The 19,409-nt window shown below is 63.4% G+C and carries 19 protein-coding genes and 1 riboswitch; of the genes, 6 read left to right on the top strand and 13 right to left on the bottom strand.

Annotated elements, in window-relative coordinates:
• Positions 1-54: 54 nt before the first annotated feature.
• Positions 55-1,149 (bottom strand): 2'-deoxycytidine 5'-triphosphate deaminase, encoded by a 1,095-nt coding sequence (locus CK228_RS06870; RefSeq protein ID WP_095771893.1) that lies wholly within the window; start codon positions 1,147-1,149, stop codon positions 55-57.
• A 138-nt stretch (positions 1,150-1,287) separates the two neighbouring features.
• Positions 1,288-1,365, top strand: a riboswitch (SAM riboswitch).
• 56 nt (positions 1,366-1,421) lie between these two features.
• Here CK228_RS06870 and CK228_RS06865 point away from each other — a divergent pair.
• Positions 1,422-2,612, top strand: coding sequence for an O-succinylhomoserine sulfhydrylase (locus CK228_RS06865; RefSeq protein WP_095771892.1), 1,191 nt, complete (start codon positions 1,422-1,424; stop codon positions 2,610-2,612).
• A gap of 33 nt (positions 2,613-2,645) precedes the next feature.
• Here the strand turns inward: CK228_RS06865 and CK228_RS06860 are convergent, their stop codons facing one another.
• Positions 2,646-3,797, bottom strand: a complete 1,152-nt coding sequence (locus CK228_RS06860; RefSeq protein ID WP_095787312.1) for a ceramide glucosyltransferase — start codon at positions 3,795-3,797, stop codon at positions 2,646-2,648.
• Between the two features lie 228 nt (positions 3,798-4,025).
• On the opposite strand from CK228_RS06860, the gene apaG reads away from it, so the two are divergent.
• Positions 4,026-4,418, top strand: a complete 393-nt coding sequence (apaG, locus tag CK228_RS06855) for a Co2+/Mg2+ efflux protein ApaG (protein WP_010913396.1) — start codon at positions 4,026-4,028, stop codon at positions 4,416-4,418.
• 37 nt (positions 4,419-4,455) lie between these two features.
• Here apaG and CK228_RS06850 read toward each other — a convergent pair whose 3' ends face one another.
• The 3 genes from CK228_RS06850 to CK228_RS06840 all read right to left on the bottom strand — a co-directional run bounded on the left by CK228_RS06850 (position 4,456) and on the right by CK228_RS06840 (position 7,744).
• The gene (locus CK228_RS06850; protein WP_095771890.1) at positions 4,456-5,487 is read right to left on the bottom strand and encodes an Hsp33 family molecular chaperone; all 1,032 of its coding nucleotides are present in this window, start codon (positions 5,485-5,487) and stop codon (positions 4,456-4,458) included.
• Positions 5,488-5,616: 129 nt separating this feature from the next.
• Positions 5,617-6,528 carry an ornithine carbamoyltransferase gene (gene argF, locus CK228_RS06845; RefSeq protein WP_095198318.1) on the bottom strand — a complete coding sequence of 304 codons (912 nt, stop codon included), beginning with the start codon at positions 6,526-6,528 and terminating at the stop codon, positions 5,617-5,619.
• A gap of 16 nt (positions 6,529-6,544) precedes the next feature.
• Entirely contained in the window at positions 6,545-7,744 is a 1,200-nt protein-coding gene (locus CK228_RS06840; protein ID WP_095771889.1) for an aspartate aminotransferase family protein, read from the bottom strand.
• 357 nt (positions 7,745-8,101) lie between these two features.
• Here CK228_RS06840 and CK228_RS06835 point away from each other — a divergent pair, with 357 nt between their 5' ends.
• Positions 8,102-8,620 carry a GcrA family cell cycle regulator gene (locus tag CK228_RS06835; RefSeq protein WP_095771888.1) on the top strand — a complete coding sequence of 173 codons (519 nt, stop codon included), beginning with the start codon at positions 8,102-8,104 and terminating at the stop codon, positions 8,618-8,620.
• A gap of 67 nt (positions 8,621-8,687) precedes the next feature.
• Here the strand turns inward: CK228_RS06835 and CK228_RS06830 are convergent, their stop codons facing one another.
• From CK228_RS06830 to CK228_RS06820, 3 genes are all read right to left on the bottom strand, one after another.
• Positions 8,688-9,695: a magnesium and cobalt transport protein CorA gene (locus tag CK228_RS06830; RefSeq protein ID WP_095771887.1), complete on the bottom strand. Its 1,008-nt coding sequence runs from the start codon at positions 9,693-9,695 to the stop codon at positions 8,688-8,690.
• A gap of 97 nt (positions 9,696-9,792) precedes the next feature.
• The gene (phoU, locus tag CK228_RS06825; RefSeq protein WP_095771886.1) at positions 9,793-10,518 is read right to left on the bottom strand and encodes a phosphate signaling complex protein PhoU; all 726 of its coding nucleotides are present in this window, start codon (positions 10,516-10,518) and stop codon (positions 9,793-9,795) included.
• Between the two features lie 108 nt (positions 10,519-10,626).
• Entirely contained in the window at positions 10,627-11,892 is a 1,266-nt protein-coding gene (locus CK228_RS06820) for an ATP-binding protein (protein ID WP_095787311.1), read from the bottom strand.
• A gap of 113 nt (positions 11,893-12,005) precedes the next feature.
• Here CK228_RS06820 and ppk2 point away from each other — a divergent pair, with 113 nt between their 5' ends.
• Entirely contained in the window at positions 12,006-12,914 is a 909-nt protein-coding gene (gene ppk2, locus CK228_RS06815; RefSeq protein ID WP_095787310.1) for a polyphosphate kinase 2, read from the top strand.
• Between the two features lie 58 nt (positions 12,915-12,972).
• Here ppk2 and CK228_RS06810 read toward each other — a convergent pair whose 3' ends face one another.
• From CK228_RS06810 to CK228_RS06800, 3 genes are all read right to left on the bottom strand, one after another.
• A complete protein-coding gene (locus CK228_RS06810) occupies positions 12,973-13,737 on the bottom strand; it encodes an enoyl-CoA hydratase-related protein (RefSeq protein ID WP_245437728.1) in 765 nt (254 codons plus the stop codon).
• Positions 13,734-14,372: an acyl-homoserine-lactone synthase gene (locus tag CK228_RS06805; RefSeq protein WP_095771883.1), complete on the bottom strand. Its 639-nt coding sequence runs from the start codon at positions 14,370-14,372 to the stop codon at positions 13,734-13,736. Before CK228_RS06805 ends, CK228_RS06810 begins: the two co-directional genes overlap by 4 nt.
• 98 nt (positions 14,373-14,470) lie before the next feature.
• The gene (locus CK228_RS06800) at positions 14,471-15,202 is read right to left on the bottom strand and encodes a LuxR family transcriptional regulator (RefSeq protein ID WP_095771882.1); all 732 of its coding nucleotides are present in this window, start codon (positions 15,200-15,202) and stop codon (positions 14,471-14,473) included.
• Positions 15,203-15,459: 257 nt separating this feature from the next.
• On the opposite strand from CK228_RS06800, the gene CK228_RS06795 reads away from it, so the two are divergent.
• Complete coding sequence (locus CK228_RS06795; RefSeq protein ID WP_095787309.1) at positions 15,460-16,311, top strand: transporter substrate-binding domain-containing protein; 852 nt, start codon at positions 15,460-15,462, stop codon at positions 16,309-16,311.
• A 29-nt stretch (positions 16,312-16,340) separates the two neighbouring features.
• Here CK228_RS06795 and CK228_RS06790 read toward each other — a convergent pair whose 3' ends face one another.
• A complete protein-coding gene (locus CK228_RS06790) occupies positions 16,341-16,754 on the bottom strand; it encodes a tellurite resistance TerB family protein (protein WP_095787308.1) in 414 nt (137 codons plus the stop codon).
• A gap of 173 nt (positions 16,755-16,927) precedes the next feature.
• On the opposite strand from CK228_RS06790, the gene CK228_RS06785 reads away from it, so the two are divergent.
• Positions 16,928-18,574: a lysine--tRNA ligase gene (locus tag CK228_RS06785; RefSeq protein ID WP_095787347.1), complete on the top strand. Its 1,647-nt coding sequence runs from the start codon at positions 16,928-16,930 to the stop codon at positions 18,572-18,574.
• On the opposite strand, the gene CK228_RS06780 is transcribed toward CK228_RS06785, so the two are convergent.
• Complete coding sequence (locus CK228_RS06780) at positions 18,540-19,400, bottom strand: thermonuclease family protein (protein ID WP_348629231.1); 861 nt, start codon at positions 19,398-19,400, stop codon at positions 18,540-18,542. The genes CK228_RS06785 and CK228_RS06780 overlap by 35 nt on opposite strands.
• Positions 19,401-19,409 lie beyond the last annotated feature (9 nt).

Here is a 19,409-nt window from a genome sequence, read left to right as displayed (position 1 = left end):
CAGCCACGCATGATGTGCCGGCAGGCAAGTATCTTGCCTGGCGGCAATCGGGGTTCAGCGCGCGGCGCGGAAGTGCTTGGAGAGCTTCAGGCCCTGTGCCTGGTAGTTGGAGCCGAGATCGGTGCCGTAGAGCGCCTGCGGCCGCTTCAGCATGTGCTCGTAGACCAGCCGGCCGACGATCTGGCCATGGTCGAGGATGAACGGCACTTCGTGGCTGCGCACTTCAAGCACCGCCCGGCTGCCGGTGCCACCGGCCGCCGAATGGCCGAAGCCCGGATCGAAGAAGCCGGCATAATGGACGCGAAATTCGCCGACCAGCGGGTCGAAGGGCGTCATCTCGGCAGCATAGAGCGGCGGCACATGCACCGCCTCCTGGCTGACGAGAATGTAGAATTCGTCCGGATCGAGCACCAGTTCGCCGGCGCCGCTCTTGTGGATGGGTTCCCAGAAATCGACGACGTCCTGCGCGGCGCGCTTGTCGACATCGACAAGGCCGGTGTGATGCTTGCCGCGATAGCCGACCAGCCCGTCACCGTCGCCCTTGAGATCGATCGACAGCGCGATGCCGCCGCCCGAAATATTCGGCGGCTCGGTGGCGACCAGCATCTGCGCGCGGTGCAATTCATGCAATTCGGCTTCCGAGAGCAGCGCGTTGCCGGTGCGGAAGCGGATCTGCGACAGGCGCGAGCCGGTGCGCACGACGATCGGGAAGGTGCGCGGGCTGACTTCCAGGTAAAGCGGACCGTTGTAGCCGGCGGCGATCTTGTCGAACTCGTGGCCACGGTCGGTCATGACGCGGGTGAAAATGTCGAGCCGCCCGGTCGAACTCTTCGGATTGGCCGAGGCGGACACGGTTGGGGGCAGCGCAAGGCTTTCCAGCAGCGGCACGATGTAAACACAGCCCGTTTCCAGCACGGCGCCGTCGGCGAGGCTGAACTCATGCAGCTTCAGCCGATCGAGTTTGTCGGCAACCCGATGATCCGGACCCGGCAGGAAGGACGCCCGCACCCGCCAGGCCTTGTCGCCGAGCCTGAGATCGAGGCTGGCCGGCTGGATCTGGTCGGCATCGAGCGCGCGCGGCGACTTCAGCGCGCCGGACTGGAACAGCGCCGAGATATCCTGATCGGGAAGAATGCCTGTCTGCCGCAAGGCTCCGCTCCTAGGCCAGACGATTTTCCTGCCGCAGGTTCTCGCCGCAAAACCGTGAAACACTTTTGCGGAACCTGCTTGGTACAAACCTCTTAATGAAGCCGGCAATTGACGCAAGCGTGGTACGGGTCTAAAGGGTCGTTATCCCGTGGTGATTTGGCCGGTCGGCTTGCAGCCACGTTAAACAAGTCGCTAAAGGACCGTTGGCCGCGAGGCCGTATGGACCGGTTGCGACTTTCGCGACCGGTTTTTTTGTGTCTGGAACAAAAGCAATGAGCAGCAAGAAGCGCAACTGGAAGCCTCAAACAGCCCTCGTGCATGGCGGAACCCTGCGTTCCGGCTTCGGCGAGACCTCCGAGGCGATGTACCTGACCCAGGGCTATGTCTATCAAACGGCGCAAGCCGCCGAAGCCCGCTTCAAGGGCGAGGAGCCGGGCTTCATCTATTCGCGCTACGCCAATCCGACCGTCGACATGTTTGAAAAGCGCATGTGTGCGCTCGAAGGCGCCGAGGATGCGCGCGCCACGGCATCGGGCATGGCGGCGGTGACGGCGGCGCTTCTTTGCAGCGTCAAGGCCGGTGACCACATCGTGGCGGCGCGCGCGCTGTTCGGCTCCTGCCGTTGGGTGGTCGAGACGCTGGCACCGCGCTACGGCATCGAGGCGACGCTGGTCGACGGCACCGATATCGCCAACTGGGAAAAGGCGGTCAGGCCCAACACCAAGCTGTTCTTCCTGGAAAGCCCGACCAACCCGACATTGGAAGTGGTCGACATCGCCGCTGTGGCTGCGCTCGCCAATTCGATCGGCGCGCGGCTTGTCGTCGACAATGTCTTTGCCACGCCTCTCCAGCAGAAGCCGTTGCAGCTCGGCGCGCATATCGTCGTCTATTCGGCCACCAAGCACATCGATGGCCAGGGCCGCTGTCTCGGCGGCGTGATCCTGTCGGACAAGAAGTGGATCGACGAGAATTTGCATGACTATTTCCGCCACACCGGCCCCAGCCTGTCGCCCTTCAACGCCTGGACACTGCTGAAGGGCCTGGAGACACTGCCGCTGCGTGTGCGCCAGCAGACGGAGAGCGCCGGCAAGATCGCGGATTTCCTCGCCGAGCAGCCGCAGATTGCCCGCGTCATCTATCCCGGCCGCGCCGACCATCCGCAGGCCGAGATCGTCAAGAAGCAGATGTCGGGCGGCTCGACGCTGATTTGCCTCGACGTCAAGGGCGGCAAGCAGGCGGCTTTCGCCCTGCAGAACGCGCTCGACATCGTGCTGATCTCGAACAATCTCGGCGACGCCAAGAGCCTGATCACCCATCCGGCGACGACCACGCACAAGAATTTAAGCGAAGAGGCGCGCGCCGAACTCGGCATCGGGCCAGGAACGCTCAGGCTGTCGGTCGGCCTTGAGGATACCGACGACCTTCTGGAAGACATCGCGCAGGCGCTGAAGGGCGCCAAATAGGGAGCCGTCGAGGCAGCGTCGTCCGCGCCGCGATCAGGCGCGCGACGACGCCTCTTCCAGTTCGGCGGCCTTGGTGCCGATGATCATCGCATTGCCGCGCCAGTCGACGGCGCCGCCGAGCCAGCCGCGCGCCCACATGGTTGGAAGCATCAAGTCCCGCGCAATCATCGCCGCGACCGTGCGCGGCGACAGGTGCCAGCCCTTGGACCAAGCCAAGGCGCATTCCGGTAGATAAAAGGCCGCCAGCACGGCGATGGCCGTCAGCGGCAGGCTGAAGCCGGCGCTTGCCGCCGCAACCAGCGCAAGCGCCAGCGGCACCACCGCGCCCGTCAGGATTTCCGGCGCGAAGAACCGCGGGAAGGTTACGCGGCGCAGGCGCGCCCAGCGGGCCTGGCGTGACCAGATCGTGCCAAGCGTGCGCCTGCCAAGCGGCTGCTCGAAGGGTGCCGCGACGAGATTGACGCATAGGCCAAGCCCATTGACCAGCTTGGTCGCAGCGGCGTCCTCGGCGATTTCGGCGGCCAGCGCGCGGATGCCGCCATTGGCATCCAGCATCGGCTTGTTCCACAGCATGCTCTTGCCCTGGGCAAAGCCAAGGCCGAGCGCCTCGCCGGCATATTGCCAGCGGGCCTGCAGCGTGTTGAGGAAGGCGCATTCGACCTCGGCCCAGAAGCCCTCCGGCCGCGAGCCGATCGGTGTCGAGCAGACAAGGCCGGTATCCGGCTGCCACGCCGCCATCAGATGCTGGATGTAGTCTCTCGGCATCAGCACGTTGGAGTCGGCGAGGACGACCCAGTTGTGCCGCGCGGCTTCCCAACCCTTGACGCAATTGTTGAGCTTGGGATTGGCGCTGACGCGGTCGTCACCGATCAACAGCCGGGCCGGCACTCTTGGAAAGCGGCCAATGGCGGCGCGGATCAACCTGACCACCGGATCGTCGCCATGGGCAACGCAGAAGATCAGCTCGTAGCGCGGCCAGTCGAGCGAGAAAGCGCGCTCCAGCGTCTCCTGCGTGAACGGCTCGACGCCGCGCGAGGGTATGACGATCGATACCGGCGGCGATTTGCCGGCCGGCGGTGCGATCGTGGTGCGCCGTCTCAGCTGTGAGGCGGCGAGCAGCATACTGGCGAGGTTTGAGGCAATGAGAGCGGACGACAGCAAGGCGGTTATGAGAGTGAGTTCCATCGAGATCCGTTCACTCCAGAAAAACCGGCCGGTGTGGCGGCCGTTTTCGACAGTTCGACAGAGCGCCCGAGTCGCCCGGCATTGGTCGGCGCACCCCATCATTGTCATGTGTCACTTAAATGACATTCTTTGCCGGCACCTGCGTTTCAAGACGAGGCGCGACAAGACGCGCTCGTTGACCTGCTCGCCGGGAGCGCCGAAAGGTATCGGATCGTTTTGGAGCCGCTTATGTACCGCGCCGTCACGCGCAACATCGAAGTGCAGGTCAGGCCGTTCTACCTCGAGGACCGCTCCGATCCTTCCGAGAACCGCTATGTCTGGGGTTATCAGATAACGATCGACAACCAGTCGGACGAATTCGTGCAGCTTCTGTCGCGTTATTGGCACATCACCGACGGTGCCGGCCGGGTCGAGGAAGTGCGTGGCCCGGGTGTCGTCGGCGACCAGCCCGAACTCAATCCCGGCGACAGCTATCAATACACGTCCGGCTGCCCGCTCTCGACGCCATCAGGCATCATGGTCGGGCACTACACGATGCGCAACAAGCGCGGCGAGACTTTCGACATCGCCATCCCGGCATTTTCGCTGGATCTGCCGGGGACCAGGCGTACGGTGAATTAGCGTCCTTCTCCCCGTTTTACGAGGAGAAGGACTGGCTTTATTGCGCGGCAAATTCCGCCGGATCGAAGTCGTACTGTGTCGAGCAGAATTCGCAGGCGACGTGGATGCCGCCATCCTCGGTGCTGTCCTTGATCTCCTGCGCGGAGAAGCCCTCGAGGATGCCGCGGATCTTGTCGCGCGAGCATGAGCACTGGTCGGCGACGGGAACGCCGCCGAAAACCCGCACGCCATGCTCATGGAACAGGCGATAGAGCAGCCGTTCGGTACCGATCGTCGGATCGATCAGCTCAGTCGGCTCGATGGTGCCGAGCAGCGCCAGCAATTCCTGCCAGGAATTGTCGGTGGGATCATGGATCTCCTCGCGCGGATCGCCATCGCCGCCGTGCAGGTCCGGAACGCGCATGCGATCGGACGCCTGCGGCAGGAACTGCGCCAGGATACCGCCGGCGCGCCATTGTTCGCGCGCGCCGCCGACGCCGGGCGTCAACAGCTTGGCCACGGACAGCCTGATATCCGTCGGGATCTGCTCCGACTGGCGGAAATAGGTGCGCGCCGCGTCTTCCAGTGTCTCGCCGTCGAGCTGGACGATACCCTGATAGCGCTGCGTATGGGCGCCCTGGTCGATGGTCAGTGCCAGCACACCGCCGCCGAGCAGTGTCTGCTGGGACGTTTCGCCTGCGGCGACCAGTGCCTCGAGGCGATCGGCATCGAAGCGCGCATAGGCACGCAGCGCCGACGGCGTGGTGAAATCCGCCACCAGCATGTCGACCGGCCCATCGGTGCGGGTCTGCAGGATGAACTTGCCCTCGAATTTGAGCGAGGTGCCGAGCAGCACCGTCAGCACACAGGCTTCCGCCAGAAGGCGGGCGACCGGCTCGGGATAATCGTGGCGGCTGAGAATGGCGTCGAGCATCGGCCCGAGCTGCACGGTACGGCCGCGCACGTCGAGCGGGCCGACCTCGAACGGCACGACATGGTCGTCGCCGGCATAGCCGAACTCGCCGAGTTTGGGGTGATGTTCAGTCACTTGATGCGTTTCCAACATGACAAAGCTCCAGGGCGCGGCCATGCCGCCCCCTGGGGTGCATGCGTCCAAACGCGCTTGATTTGCGTGATGCGGCGCAGATAGGCATCGCGCCTCCGCAGATCAAGCGCCCGGACCTTTCAAACCCCAAGCCACTTCGAACCCCAAGACACTTCAAGCCCCAAGACACCAGGCAAGCACCGCCTTTTGGGCGTGGAGCCGGTTCTCGGCCTCGTCGAAGACCACCGAATGGGGTCCGTCGATGACCTCGTCGGTGACTTCCTCGCCGCGATGCGCCGGCAGGCAGTGCATGAACAGCGCGTCCGGCTTGGCATGCGCCATCAGCTTGGCATTGACCTGGTAGGGCGAGAAGACGTTGTGGCCGCGGGCGCGATGCTCCTGGCCCATCGACACCCAGCAATCGGTGACGACGCAGTCGGCCTGGTCGACGGCTTCCTCGGGCGAGCGGGTGAAGTGCAGCTTGCCGCCATGCGCCTTGGACCAGTCGATATGCTTCTGCGCCGGCTCGCTGCCTTCCGGCACGGCGACGTTGAGGTTGAAGCGGAACCGCGCCGAGGCCTCGAGCAGCGAATGCAGCACATTGTTGCCGTCGCCGGTCCAGGCGATGGTCTTGCCGGCCACCGGACCGCGATGCTCCTCGAAGGTCATGATGTCGGCCATCAACTGGCACGGATGGGTGTCATCCGTCAGCCCGTTGATCACCGGAACCGTGGCGTTCTCGGTCAGCTCCAGCAACCGTTCATGCGAGGTGGTGCGGATCATGATCGCGTCGACATAGCGCGACAGAACCTTGGCGGTGTCGGCGATGGTTTCGGAGCGGCCAAGCTGCATTTCGGTGCCGGTCAGCATGATGGTCTCGCCGCCGAGCTGGCGCATGCCGACATCGAAGGAGACGCGCGTGCGCGTCGACGGCTTGTCGAAGATCATCGCCAGCACCTTGCCTTCGAGCGGCCGGGTCCGCTCGCCGGCCTTGAGGCGCGCCTTTCGCACCACCGCGTCGTCCAGCATGAAGCGCAGGTCGCCTTCGGAAACGGTGGAAAGATCGGTGAAATGGCGAACTGACATCGGCAATTTTCCGGAATTACTTCGCGGCGGCCACGGCGATGGCATCCGCCAGGCCTTTGGCACCGGCGCGGATGCGGTTGAGCGCTTCGTGGATCTCGGCGTCGGTGACGGTGAGCGGCGGCAGCAGGCGAATGACGTTGTCGCCGGCCGGAACCGCCAGCAAATGCTGGTCGCGCAGCGCCATGTTCACCTTGGTGTTGGGCATGGCGCATTTGAGGCCAAGCATGAGGCCGGTGCCCCGGATGTCTTCGATGACATCGGGAAACTCGTCGGCGATCGCCGCCAGGCCCTGCTTGATCAGCAATGCCTTGCGCTGGACGTCTTCGAGGAAGCCCTCTTCCAGCACCACGTCGAGCACGGCGTTGCCGACCGCCATGGCCAACGGATTGCCGCCGAATGTGGTGCCGTGCACGCCAGCCGTCATGCCGACAGCTGCTTCGTCGGTTGCAAGGCAAGCGCCCATCGGAAAGCCGCCGCCAATGCCTTTGGCGATCGCCATGATGTCGGGCGCAACACCTGACCATTCATGCGCGAACAGCTTTCCGGTGCGGCCGATGCCGCACTGGACCTCGTCATAGATCAATAACAGGCCGTGCTGGTCGCAAAGCTGCCGCAGCCGCTTCAGGGACTGCGTCGGGACCGGGCGGATGCCGCCCTCGCCCTGCACCGGCTCGATCAGGATCGCGGCGGTTTCCGGCGTAATCGCCTTCTCGGCGGCATCGATGTCGTCGAAGCCGACCTGGTCGAAGCCTTCGACCTTGGGGCCGAAGCCTTCGAGGTATTTGTACTGGCCGCCGGCCGCGATGGTCGCCAGCGTGCGGCCATGGAAGGCGCCTTCGAAGGTGATGACGCGGAAGCGCTCGGGATGCCCCTTGACGAAATGGTAGCGCCGCGCCGTCTTGATCGCGCATTCCAGCGCCTCGGCGCCGGAATTGGTGAAGAACACCTTGTCGGCGAATGTGGCATCGGCCAGGCGCTCGCCAAGCCGGCTCTGCCCGGGAATCTCGTAGAGATTGGAGACGTGCCACAGCTTTGCCGCCTGCTCGGTCAGCGCAGCGACCAGATGCGGATGGCCGTGGCCGAGCGAATTGACCGCGATGCCGCCGGCGAAATCGAGATATCGCTCGCCCTTGTCGGTAACCAGCCAAGTGCCTTCCCCGTGGTCGAAAGCCAGGGGAGCGCGAGCAAAGGTCTCGTAAAGCGCCGAACCGCTCATTATATGCGTCTCCGGTACCGGAAAATCAAAAAAGCCGCCAAAGCGGCGGCCTTGTGCGGCTTATCGTGTTTTTCGGCCATGAAGTCAACGAAAAGGTCGCGTAGTGGCACGCGGCAAGCCCCCTGACGAGACGCCGGCTCATAAGCGACCGGCAAGTTGGGGAAAACCGAAAAAACCGATTCGTGTTGCACTTGGGACTCTTGTCACCGAGTCTGCGCATAAGGTAATTGTAGTCGAGAAATAACTAGATTTCGTGCGGCGGACCTAATCACCAGATATATGTGGTGTCTGCCCCAGCAGTGGTGCTGGGTCGGGAAAGGATTCTGATTGCCGCACGCTTAGCAGGAGCGCGGTCTCATGAACTGGACTGACGAGCGGGTCGAACTTCTCAGAAAATTGTGGTCGGAGGGTTTGAGCGCAAGCCAGATTGCTGCCCAGCTTGGAGGGGTGAGCCGAAATGCCGTCATCGGCAAGGTGCACCGTCTGAAGCTGTCGGGCCGCGGCCGCGCAACGGCGACGCCGGCACGCCAGAAGAAGACGACACAGGGCTCGACCGTTCAGAAATCGGTGGCGCGCGCCGCGAGCACGGCTCGCCACGTCACGACATCGATCGGCGCGACCGCCCTTCAGACGCAATTCGACGCCGAGCCGGTGGCGCGGCACTATATCCGCCCAGTCGAGAATGTCGTGGTACCGATCTCACGGCATCTGCAACTCGTCGAGCTGACCGAGCGCACCTGCAAATGGCCGAACGGCGATCCGCTATCGGAGGACTTCAACTTCTGCGGCAACGAGGCCGCCGAAACCGGTCCTTATTGCAAGTACCACGCCCGCGTGGCCTTCCAGCCAGCGGCGGAGCGGCGGCGGAGTCGGTGAGTAGTGAGTAGTGAAATGGGGCGCGTGGAGCACTGTTCACTCCTCACTAATTTCTACTGACTTCCTTTCACAGCCACCCATTCTTGCGAAACCGCCAGTAGAGAAACGCGCAGATCGCCGCGATGGTGGCCAGCACGATGGGGTAGCCATATTCCATCTTCAGTTCCGGCATGTCGGTGAAGTTCATGCCGTAGATGCCGGCGAACGCCGTCGGCACCGCCAATATGGCCGCCCATGAGGCGAGTTTCTTGGAAATCGCCGTTTCCTGGCTCTGACCGACCAGCAGGCTCGCCTCGAAGGCGAAGGCCAGCACCTCGCGCAGGCTGTCGATCTTTTCCTGGACGGTGCGGATGTGATCCGTCACGTCGCGAAAGAGCGGGTGCATGGCTGAATGGATCTGCGGCAGGTCGGCGCTGGTCAGGCGGCGGCAGACCTCCACCAGCGGAAGCGCCGCATTGCGCAGGCGCAGCAGATCGCGGCGTAGCATGTAGAGCCGCTCGATATCGGGGCCGGTCATCGGCTTCAAAAGCACCCGGTCCTCGATCACCTCGACCTCGTCCTCGATCTGTTCGAGCACCGGCATGTAGTTGTCGACGATGAAATCGAGAATGGCGTAGAGAACGAAATCCTCGCCCTTGGCCAGCGAATGCGGGCAGCTTTCCCAGTGCTGGCGCACGGCGGCGTAGGAGGTCGACGGGCCGTGCCTGACGCTGACGATGTAGCCCGAGCCGACGAATAGATGCGTCTCGCCGAAAGTCACCCGTCCTTCGATCAATTGCGCGGTGCGGGCGACGATGAACAGCGCATCGCCATATTGCTCGATCTTCGGCCGCTGGTGCGGATGCTCTGCATCCTCGATCGCCAGCTCATGCAGATGGAACTGGGCCTGGACGCGCAACAGAAGCTCGCGATCCGGTTCGAGCAGCCCGATCCAGACGACATGTCCCGATTTCTTGGCCCATTCGCCGGCTTCCTCGATCGGAATGTCCGCGATGCGCCGCCCGGCCATGTAGACACTGGAGGCGATGATGCCTGATGTCGGCGCCGCGGGCTTGAACTCTCGGACATATTCCATCGCAGCCTCCTGAAAGCAGGCCCCTTATCAAGGCCTGAGAAGCTTAACGCCGGGATAGTTTAGCGCAATATGATCTGGCGTTCGAGAGGATGAACGTTCATTTCGCCGGAAGCGGCGCCGAAAGGCTGATCTTGTCCGTCTTGTCGCCTTTCGGCCGCTCGGCCGGCATCTGGTCGCCGGTGACGATGTAATAGATGGTCTCGGCGATGTTGGTGGCATGATCGCCGATGCGCTCGATGTTCTTGGCGCAGAACAGAAGATGCGTGCAGGGCGTGATGTTGCGAGGATCTTCCATCATGTAGGTCAGCAATTCGCGAAACAGCGACGTGTACATGGCATCGATCTGATCGTCACGGTCGCGCACGAAGCCGATCTTGTCGACCGAGCGCGATGCGTAGACGTCGAGAACTTCCTTGAGCTGGGTCAGCGCCAGATTGGCCAGGGCCTCCAGACCGCGAAACAGGCTGGTCGGCTGGCGGCCGTCGGTGACGGCGACCACCCGCTTGGCGACGTTCTTGCCGAGGTCGCCGACGCGTTCGAGGTCGGCCGAAATGCGGATGGCGCCGACGATCTCGCGCAGGTCGGTCGCCATCGGCTGGCGCTTGGCGATGATGATGATCGCCTTGTCGTCGATCTCGCGCTGCCCCTCATCCAGCACTGCATCGTCGTTAATGACCTTCTGGGCCAGCCCAGGATCGGCATTGACGAGAGCGGCGACCGCCTGCTCGACCATGCGCTCGGCATGGCCGCCCATCGCCGCGATGCGCTTCGACAGATATTTCAGCTCCTCGTCAAAGGCGCTCATTATGTGCACGGACTGCATGGATGAAATGCCTTCCCACGGGTTCTTGAGTCGTTTCCTCGAATCCCCGCTGATACGCTAGCCGGATGACAGAAAAAAGAAACGCTTCCAGGGGAAACTAGGGCACTATCAGTGCGTCGGCAAATGAACCGAGAAGGCGGCGCCCTTACCGACCTCGGATTTGATCGTCAGCCTGGCATTGTGGCGCGTCAGGATGTGCTTGACGATGGACAGGCCAAGGCCGGTGCCTTTCTGGGTCCGGCTGGTCTCGACATCGATGCGATAGAAGCGCTCGGTGATGCGCGGAATGTGCTCCTCGGGAATGCCGGGACCGAAATCCCGGATGGTGACGTCGATGCCGGGTTCGGAACCGTCATCGGCGCGCGCGATCGAGACCACGACACGGCCGCCGGACTGGCCGTATTTGCAGGCGTTTTCCAGCAAGTTCTCGAAAACCTGGAACAGCTCGTCGCGATCGCCCGGCACATTGAGTGGTCCCTTGGCGAAATCACGCTCGATGACGACGCTATTTTCGCGGGCAAGCGGGGCCAGTGAATCGATGACGCTGTCGACGGTCTGGCGCAGGTCGACTTCGGTTCCGGGCTTCAGATAGGGCTTCATCTCCAGCCGGGACAATGACAGCAGGTCATCGATCAGACGCGCCATGCGGCCGGTCTGGTTCTGCATGATCTGCAGGAACTGCTCGCGCGCCGCCGGATCGTTGCGGGCCGGTCCGCGCAGCGTTTCGATGAAACCGGCGATCGAGGCGAGCGGGGTGCGCAATTCGTGGCTGGCATTGGCGATGAAATCGGCGCGCATGCGGTCGATCCTGCGCGTTTCGCTCTGGTCCTTGAACACCAGCACATACAGGTCGGTGCCGTGCCCGACCGAGGACGCGCTGACCCGGTAGGCCCGTTCGACCGGGAGCTTTTCGGTATAGTCGACCACATCGGAGGCGATCGTGCCCGACAGCACGCTGTCGAGCAGCGTCTGCATTTCCGGCGCCCGGAATTTCAGCGGTAGCGACAGGCCCGGTGCGATGCCGCCGAAAGCGGCAAAGGCCGCGGCGTTGGCATGGACGATGCTGGCGGAGCGGTCGAAAATGATCAGCGGATCGGCGACGGCGGCCGCAAGATATTCGCCTGACAGGCGTTGCAGGCCGATCGCCTCGATCGCGGCGGCATTCTCGCCGGACTGGCGCAGGCCTGCGGCTGGCAGCATCGCAGCGACAAGCAACAGGAGCAGCGCCGGCACCAGCACGTAGGCGGAAATATTGGCAAAGGCAAAAGCTGTCAGAACCGCGACGACACCGGCCGCAAGCAGCCAGCGGCTGTTCCACAGCCGGATGGCCATGGCTTGCGCCACACTTGCCTGCTCTGCGCTTTGCTCAGCCATCCGCGCATCCTATAGCCCTCTCGGGCGCTGTCCGGCCGTATGGCAACTTCCTGCTAGACCGGCATGGAGGCTCCCAATAGCATGAGTCCGTAAGCTGGAAAGGGTTCGTCTCGATGAAAAAGGCCAAGGAAAATCCCGCAACAGCGACGTCAGGTCCGCTGAAGATCAGGATCGACGGCAAGGAGCGGGCGTTCGACATCGAGAATCCCGAGCTCCCGGACTGGGTCGAGGACAACAAGCTGACCGCGGGCGGCTACCCCTACGACAAGAAGATGAAAAGCGACGACTATGACGAGACGCTCGAGAAATTGCAGATCGAGCTGGTGAAGGCGCAGGCTTGGCTGCAGGCGACCGGGAAGCGGGTGATGGCGCTGTTCGAGGGCCGCGACGCCGCCGGCAAGGGCGGCACGATCTTCGTGGTGCACCAGTATCTCAACCCGCGCACGGCGCGCAACGTGGCGCTGACCAAGCCAACCCCCACCGAAATTGGACAATGGTACTACCAGCGTTATGTCGATCATTTCCCGACGGCAGGCGAATTCGTCACCTTCGACCGTTCCTGGTACAACCGCGCCGGCGTCGAGCCGGTGATGGGCTTCTGCACGCCCGAGCAGCACGAGAAGTTTCTCGACGAGACGCCGCATTTCGAACGAATGATCGTCAACGACGACATCCATTTCTTCAAATTCTGGCTGAACATCGGCCGGGAAACGCAGCTCGAGCGTTTTCACGATCGCCGCTACAGCCCGCTGAAGAGCTGGAAGTTCTCGCCGATCGATGTCGCCGGCATCACGAAATGGGACGATTACACCAAGGCGCGCGACACCATGTTCGAGCGCACCCACAAGGCATTCGCGCCATGGATCATCGTGCGGGCCAATGACAAGCGCCGCGCGCGGTTGGCGGTGATGCGGCGCATCCTGTTGTCGGTACCCTATGAGGGGCGCGATCTCGATATCATCGGCAAGGAAGACAAGAAGATCATCGGCGAAGGGCCGTCATTCCTCGGCAAGGAAGGCTAGGCCTTCCCGCGCCGCGCGGCCACCTGGCAGCGCGGCGCGTGGCTCTTGACGCGGTTGCTCAGGCCGCGAGCCGGGCGATCCGCTGCAGGCGCCGCAGCGTGGTGTCGTCTTGCAACGCCTGCTGGAACAGCGATATCTCCTGGTCGATGCGGTCGCACAGCGCACCGGTGTTGCCCTTGAGCAGGCCGCGGGTCTGCAGCAGGGCGGCAACCGGCTTCTTGGCGAGCTGCCTGGCGCGGCCAAGTGTCGCCTCCTCCACGCCGTCATGCACGATTTCGGCGACGAGGCCGAGTGCCCTGGCGTCCTCGGCGTGAAGCGTGTCGCCGAGACAAAAGAAGCGGAAGGCGCCGGCATAGCCGAGCTTCTGCGGCGCCAGGATGCTGGTCGCCGCATCCGGCACAAGGCCGAAATCGACGAACGGCACGCGGAACGTGCTTTCATTCGAGGCGATCACCATGTCGCAGTGGAACAGGATGGTGCAGCCGACACCGACGGCATCGCCGTCGACGCAGGCGAGGATGGGCTTGGGGAATGTCGCCAACGTGCGGAACATGTCGGTAACGGCGGCGATCAGCTTCTGGTGCTTGGTGGCGTCGAGGAATTCGGAAAAGTCGCCGCCGAGGCAGAAGCAGCCTGCCAGGCCACGCAGCACGACGACACGGACCTCGTCATTGTCGGCGGCTTCATGGAACGTCCTGGCAAGGCTTTCATAGGCCCTTCTGTCGAGCACCGGCCGGCCGTCATTCGACGACACGGTGACGATCAGCGTGTGGTTGCGCAGTTCCGGTTGCGGGTGCGGGTTCATGGCGGTCTCCAACCTCATGACGCCCTCCTTTGGCCGAACATGTCGGGATATCCCCGGGCCAGGACGGGAGCGTGGTGGTTGCGGCGCGAACGCACAACGTCCAGCGTGTGCTCATTGAAGGAGAGCAGGGTCGCCACGACCTGCTGATTGCCATAGGTGCGCTGATAGCCCAACGGCGTCGCCAGGAAATGCAGCTGCAGGGCGCGCAGCACCCACATCGGCTCGAACTCGATGATCACCTTGTCGACACCGCGCTTCAGCCCCCACTCGACGAAGCCGGCGATCAATTCGGTTCCGACGGTCGAGACGCCGCGACGACCATCGCGAAAGCCGGGAGCCACCGCATAGCGGGTCAATTCCCAGATGTTGGGGCCCGATGGTGGCGTTCCTTCGGAAAGGTCTGCCAAGACCTCGGTCAGCAGATGGGGCCGCGTGGTCGGCAACATCCGTTGATAGCCCGCGACTTCGTTGCCTCTGATGACGATCTGATGCACCGCCTCGTCATGGTCGAACTGGTCGACCTCGAATCCGTCCGGCCGCCGCAGGTCCTCCCACCCCATCTCTTCGACAAATATCTGGTAGCGTAGACGATGGACGGCCTCCCAAAGGTCGGGACGTTCCATCAATTCCTGAGTTGTAAGACAAAAAAGCATGCCGTCGTCTCCTGGGTTTAAGAGGAAGATACGGCCGTGCCTCAACGAGAAAATTGCGTGATCACGTAGGCAAGAAATTCCAGGTCGGCACGGCCGACCTAACTAATGTAGCCGCGCCTTATCGCTTCGGCGACGGCCTGGACCCGGTTGACGGCACCGAGTTTGCTTTTGGCGTTAAGAAGATGTTTCTCCGACGTGTGTTCGGAGATGCCGAGGATTTGCGAAATCTCCCATTCCGACTTGCCGACGGCGGCCCATTGCAGGCATTCGCGCTCGCGCGGGGTCAGTTCTATGTGGTCGATGGTCTTGGTCGCCATGGTGTGGATTTGCATGGCGCGGCCAACGGCATAGGTCGAGACCAGCGACACAAGGCCGAACTCGGCCGCCGACAGCTGCACGGCCTCGCCACCCAGCGACACCATGACGATCTGGCCATCGAGCGTGATCAGCGGGAAGGCCAGCCCGTCGCGCAGCTTGAAGGCGCCGGCATCGCCCATCACCTCATCGCTGCTCTTGTCGAAGCTAATGCCCTGGGCGGCTTCGCGCCACTGGAACGGCGCCTGCAGCTGCTTCATGTGGCTGACCACCGGATCGTGATCGACATAGTTGCGCGCCACGTAGCGCTCCAGCCATTCGACAGGCCAGTCGCAAAGCAGCACATGCTGCTTTTGCTGCCCTGTCGGTGTGCCTGGCTGCGGAACGGTTCCCGCCATCAGCGCGGTCAGACCGAAATCCGAGGTTATGCCCAAAAGTTTCTCGCAGACCGCCGCCGCCGTTCCGGCGTGCTGCAGTTGGTCTATGTATTCCAGCGTGCGATCGAATTGACCCATCGCAACATAACCCCATGTTGCCTCATGCATTGAGATCAATGGTCCATGCGTTGTCTGCATTTGGCCACCGACCACGGATTGCAACACGCACATTCTCGGTTGTGGTTCTCGACCCGGGTCCCCCAACCAGGGCAGCCACCGCTGTTTGCAAACGTGCTAAAGCATAGCCTGAAATTGGCGCGTTGAAATCAAAAACCATTGTGCCTGTACCATTTTCGTACCAAAACCGGTGCTAATCGAGGGCGCGGAGTTCTATCGTGGCGTTCCAATGGAGGTTCCTGGTCCTGGCGTCGCTGCTGATCGCGGCACTGCCATCGGCTCCTGCGGCGCGCGCGGCCGAACCGCAGGTACCGGTATTGTGGGACGCCAAGGAGCGGTTGCCGAAGCCCGACCTCTCGGCACTGCCACGGCTGCGATTCCTGACGACCACGGATTTTCCGCCTTTCAATTTCCTCGATGGCGCGGGAAAGCTGTCCGGTTTCCACATCGACCTGGCGCGCGCCATCTGCGCCGAACTCGGCATTGCCGACAAATGCCAGATCCAGGCATTGCCCTGGGGCGAGCTTGAAGGGGCCCTCGAGAAAGGCGAAGGCGAAGCAATCATCGCCGGCATCGCCGCGACGCCGCAATCGCGCCAGACATACGCCTTCTCGCGCTCCTATCTGCCGTTTCCGGCGCGCTTCATCACGCCGAAGAACAAGGCACTTGCCGAACCGGTCTTCGACAAGCTGCGCAGCAAGCGCGTCGGCGTTCTCGCCGGCTCGGCGCATGAGCGCATGCTGCGCGACTATTTCAGCACGGTCCAAATCGTCTCCTTCGACGGACCGGAAGCCCTCTACAGCGATCTCAAGGCGGGCAAGATCGATGCCGCCTTCGGTGACGGCATGCGTTTCGCCTTCTGGCTGGGCGGCTCGGATGCAGCCCGGTGCTGCCGTTTTGCCGGCGGTCCCTATCTGGCGCCCGAATATCTGGGCACGGGCATGGCTATCGCCACACGGGCGGACAATCCGGCGCTGGCCGCAGCGATCGATTACGCGCTGCAGGAGATCTCGATGAAAGGCACCTTCGCCGAATTCTACCTGCGCTATTTCCCGGTCAGTTTTTTCTGATTCAGAGCACGGCCCAGGGTTGTTGAGATTCAGGTCAGGGTGCGCAGCCGCGCCTTGGCCGCGCGGCCGATGGCGGCGACGGTCAGCGTGTCGAGATCGAGCTTGCGGCGGATCAACTGCAGCACCCGGACTTCCTCCATGCGCATTTCGAGATCGACGGCGGCCACTTCGAAGGCGGCGGCGTAGGCGGTGTCGCGCAGGCGCTCCGGCAGGGCGTCGCCAATTTGGGCCAGGACACCCTCGAGGCCATCCTTTTCCTGCAGCAGCTTCTGGCAAGCCTGGGCGACGGGAACCAGGCGGTCCTGCTTGAAATCCTCGAACACCGGCCATGAGCGGACAACGTCGCCGATCCGGGCCAGTTCGACATCGGTCATGTCGCGGTCGGAGGCCGAGGTGATGACCATCAGGTAGATCAGGGCTTCATGCGGGGTCGGCGACGGCATTCTTTACTCCTTGAACGGGTTTCGAAGGTAGGAACGGGGGTCGAAGGTCGCAAGGAAAAAGCGCCCCACGCGTTGACGCTCCGGCCATGCGCGCCTAGAGGACCGGTTGAAAATCGACACTGCGACCATACCGGCGAATGATCTGGCCGGCGAACAATTTGGAAAACGCGACCATGGCGGGATCAAACATAATCGATCTCAACCCCGAACTGCTGGCGGCAGCGGCCGAGAGCAAGGCATGGCCGTTCGAGGAAGCCAAAAAGATCATCGAGCGCTACAAAGGCAGCGACTTCCCCGAGACGATCCTGTTCGAGACCGGCTATGGCCCGTCGGGCCTGCCGCACATCGGCACGTTCGGCGAGGTGGCGCGCACCTCGATGGTGCGCCATGCATTCCGCGTGCTGACACAGGACAAGGTCGCCACCAAGCTGCTGTGCTTCTCCGACGACATGGACGGGATGCGCAAGATACCCGACAACGTGCCGGATCGCGCGGCACTCGAGCCGCATCTGCACAAGCCGCTGTCTTCGGTCCCCAATCCGTTCGGCGGCGACTATGCGAGCTTCGCCGACCACAACAATGCGATGCTCTGCCGCTTCCTCGACACGTTCGGCTTCGACTACGAATTCGCCAGCGCGACGCAGTACTACAAGTCAGGCCGTTTCGACGCCATGCTGCTGCGCGCCGCCGAGCGCTACGACAAGATCATGGCGGTGATGCTGCCGACGCTCGGGCCGGAACGGCAGGCGACCTACAGCCCGTTCCTGCCGATTTCTCCGAAGAGCGGTCGTGTGCTTTACGTGCCGATGAAGCATGTCGACGCCAAGGCCGGCACCATCACCTTCGACGATGAAGGCACCGAGACCACGCTTTCGATCACCGGCGGCCGGGTGAAGCTGCAGTGGAAGCCGGATTTCGGCATGCGCTGGGCAGCGCTCGGCGTCGATTTCGAAATGTTCGGCAAGGACCATCAGACCAACGCGGTGGTCTATGACCGCATCTGCAACATCCTGGGCGGGCGCGCGCCGGAGCATTTCGTCTACGAGCTGTTCCTCGACGAAAACGGCCAGAAGATCTCGAAGTCGAAGGGCAACGGCCTGACCATCGACGAGTGGCTGACCTATGCGCCGACCGAAAGTCTCGGGCTCTACATGTACCAGCGGCCGCGGCAGGCCAAGAAGCTCTATTTCGACGTCATTCCGAGGGCGGTGGATGAGTATTACACCTTCCTGGGCGCCTACCCCAGGCAGGACTGGAAGGAGCGGCTGGGCAATCCGGTATGGCACATGCATGACGGCAATCCGCCTGATATCGACATGCCGGTGCCGTTCTCGCTGCTGCTCAACCTGGTCAGCGCCTCCAATGCGCAGAACAAGGACGTGCTGTGGGGCTTCATCTCGCGCCATACGCAAGGCGTGACGCCAAAGACGCATCCCGATCTCGACCAGCTGGTCGGCCACGCCATCCGCTATTTCGACGATTTCGTGCGGCCGACGAAGACCTTCCGTGCGGCCGACGAGGTCGAACGCGAGGCGCTCGAGGCCCTGGACGCGGCACTTGGTGCATTGCCGGCGGATGCCGGCGGCGAAGCGATCCAGAACGCTTCGCTCAATGTGGCGCGCAAGATCGAACGCTATCAGGATCATTCCAAGCAGAGCCCGGAGGGCGGCCCGGGCGTTTCGGGCGCCTTCTTCCAGATGATCTACCAGGTGCTCATCGGCCAGGAGCGCGGTCCGCGCTTCGGCTCGTTCGCCGCGCTCTACGGCGTCGCCGAGACCCGCGCGCTCATTCAGCAGGCGCTGGCTGGTCAGCTGGCTTGAGGGCGCCGTCGACCTCTTCCAGGATCGAGCCCGGCGCCTGAGGCGCCGGGGCTGGCGCGGGCGGAACCGCTGATATGCCGGCCAGGTTCGGCGCCGACCCGAAAATGCCCTTCTTCGCGCTTTGCGCCTTTTCACCGGCCGCGACATAGGGCCCGCCCTTGGCGGCACGCGCCCAGCCATTGTCGACCAGCCATTGGCCGACGTCCTGCTTGCCGATCCGGCACTCCGCCGCGATGCGGTCGCGGCCGCCTTCGGGCGGCACCGTGCAGACCACGGCGCGGCCGCGCAGGAAAGCGCGGAACGCCGTGCGCGCACGAATGCCGCACGGCCAGGACTTGCCGTCGGTGGTGCAGGTCTCGTCCTGCCCGACGGCATCGATGCCAGAGATCGCGACCGAATAGCCTTTCGCCTCGATCAGGCCGGCGGCGGTCGCGACCGGCTGGAACAGCTTGGTGCCATTCCAGTCATCGGGCATCTTCGGCTTGGGCGGCATGGCCAGCGCCAGCTTGCTCAGCGGCTGGCGCGGCTCGACCCGCTCGAGTTCCCCGGCGCGCAGTTCCGGCGGCGCGACGACGTCCGGATCGATCGCCCGCGAATGCACCGCCGCCTTTGGCGGTGGCGGAACGGCCGGCGCGGGAATGGCTGAGGTGGCCGGCTCGTCAGACCCGGCATCGGTGCCGGCCTGAGAGATCGTGTCCGCGCCGGGATCGATCTGATCCACCGCGACGGTGCCTTGGCTTCCTTTCAGCGTGCGGCCGCCGGCGACGACCAGGGCCGCCATCACCGGGATCATCAGAACCGCCACAATGAGATGAGGTACCCGCACCAGCCAGAC

The sequence above is a fragment of the Mesorhizobium sp. WSM4312 genome (genome assembly GCF_002294875.1).
Taxonomy (GTDB): Bacteria; Pseudomonadota; Alphaproteobacteria; order Rhizobiales; family Rhizobiaceae; genus Mesorhizobium.
Note: the sequence above shows the minus strand (reverse complement) of the source record. Positions and strands in the feature narration are given on the sequence as shown.

Coding starts and splice junctions, on each gene's coding strand:
- CK228_RS06830 (WP_095771887.1), bottom strand. CDS start 9,695: ATGGAATATGTCCGAGAGTTCAAGCCCGCGGCGCCGACATCAGGCATC.
- CK228_RS06850 (WP_095771890.1), bottom strand. CDS start 5,487: ATGGCCGCGCCCTGGAGCTTTGTCATGTTGGAAACGCATCAAGTGACT.
- ppk2 (WP_095787310.1), top strand. CDS start 12,006: ATGAAAAAGGCCAAGGAAAATCCCGCAACAGCGACGTCAGGTCCGCTG.
- apaG (WP_010913396.1), top strand. CDS start 4,026: ATGTACCGCGCCGTCACGCGCAACATCGAAGTGCAGGTCAGGCCGTTC.
- CK228_RS06865 (WP_095771892.1), top strand. CDS start 1,422: ATGAGCAGCAAGAAGCGCAACTGGAAGCCTCAAACAGCCCTCGTGCAT.
- CK228_RS06835 (WP_095771888.1), top strand. CDS start 8,102: ATGAACTGGACTGACGAGCGGGTCGAACTTCTCAGAAAATTGTGGTCG.
- argF (WP_095198318.1), bottom strand. CDS start 6,528: ATGTCAGTTCGCCATTTCACCGATCTTTCCACCGTTTCCGAAGGCGAC.
- CK228_RS06840 (WP_095771889.1), bottom strand. CDS start 7,744: ATGAGCGGTTCGGCGCTTTACGAGACCTTTGCTCGCGCTCCCCTGGCT.
- phoU (WP_095771886.1), bottom strand. CDS start 10,518: ATGCAGTCCGTGCACATAATGAGCGCCTTTGACGAGGAGCTGAAATAT.
- CK228_RS06785 (WP_095787347.1), top strand. CDS start 16,928: ATGGCGGGATCAAACATAATCGATCTCAACCCCGAACTGCTGGCGGCA.
- CK228_RS06805 (WP_095771883.1), bottom strand. CDS start 14,372: ATGCTTTTTTGTCTTACAACTCAGGAATTGATGGAACGTCCCGACCTT.
- CK228_RS06800 (WP_095771882.1), bottom strand. CDS start 15,202: ATGGGTCAATTCGATCGCACGCTGGAATACATAGACCAACTGCAGCAC.
- CK228_RS06820 (WP_095787311.1), bottom strand. CDS start 11,892: ATGGCTGAGCAAAGCGCAGAGCAGGCAAGTGTGGCGCAAGCCATGGCC.
- CK228_RS06790 (WP_095787308.1), bottom strand. CDS start 16,754: ATGCCGTCGCCGACCCCGCATGAAGCCCTGATCTACCTGATGGTCATC.
- CK228_RS06810 (WP_245437728.1), bottom strand. CDS start 13,737: ATGAGGTTGGAGACCGCCATGAACCCGCACCCGCAACCGGAACTGCGC.
- CK228_RS06860 (WP_095787312.1), bottom strand. CDS start 3,797: ATGGAACTCACTCTCATAACCGCCTTGCTGTCGTCCGCTCTCATTGCC.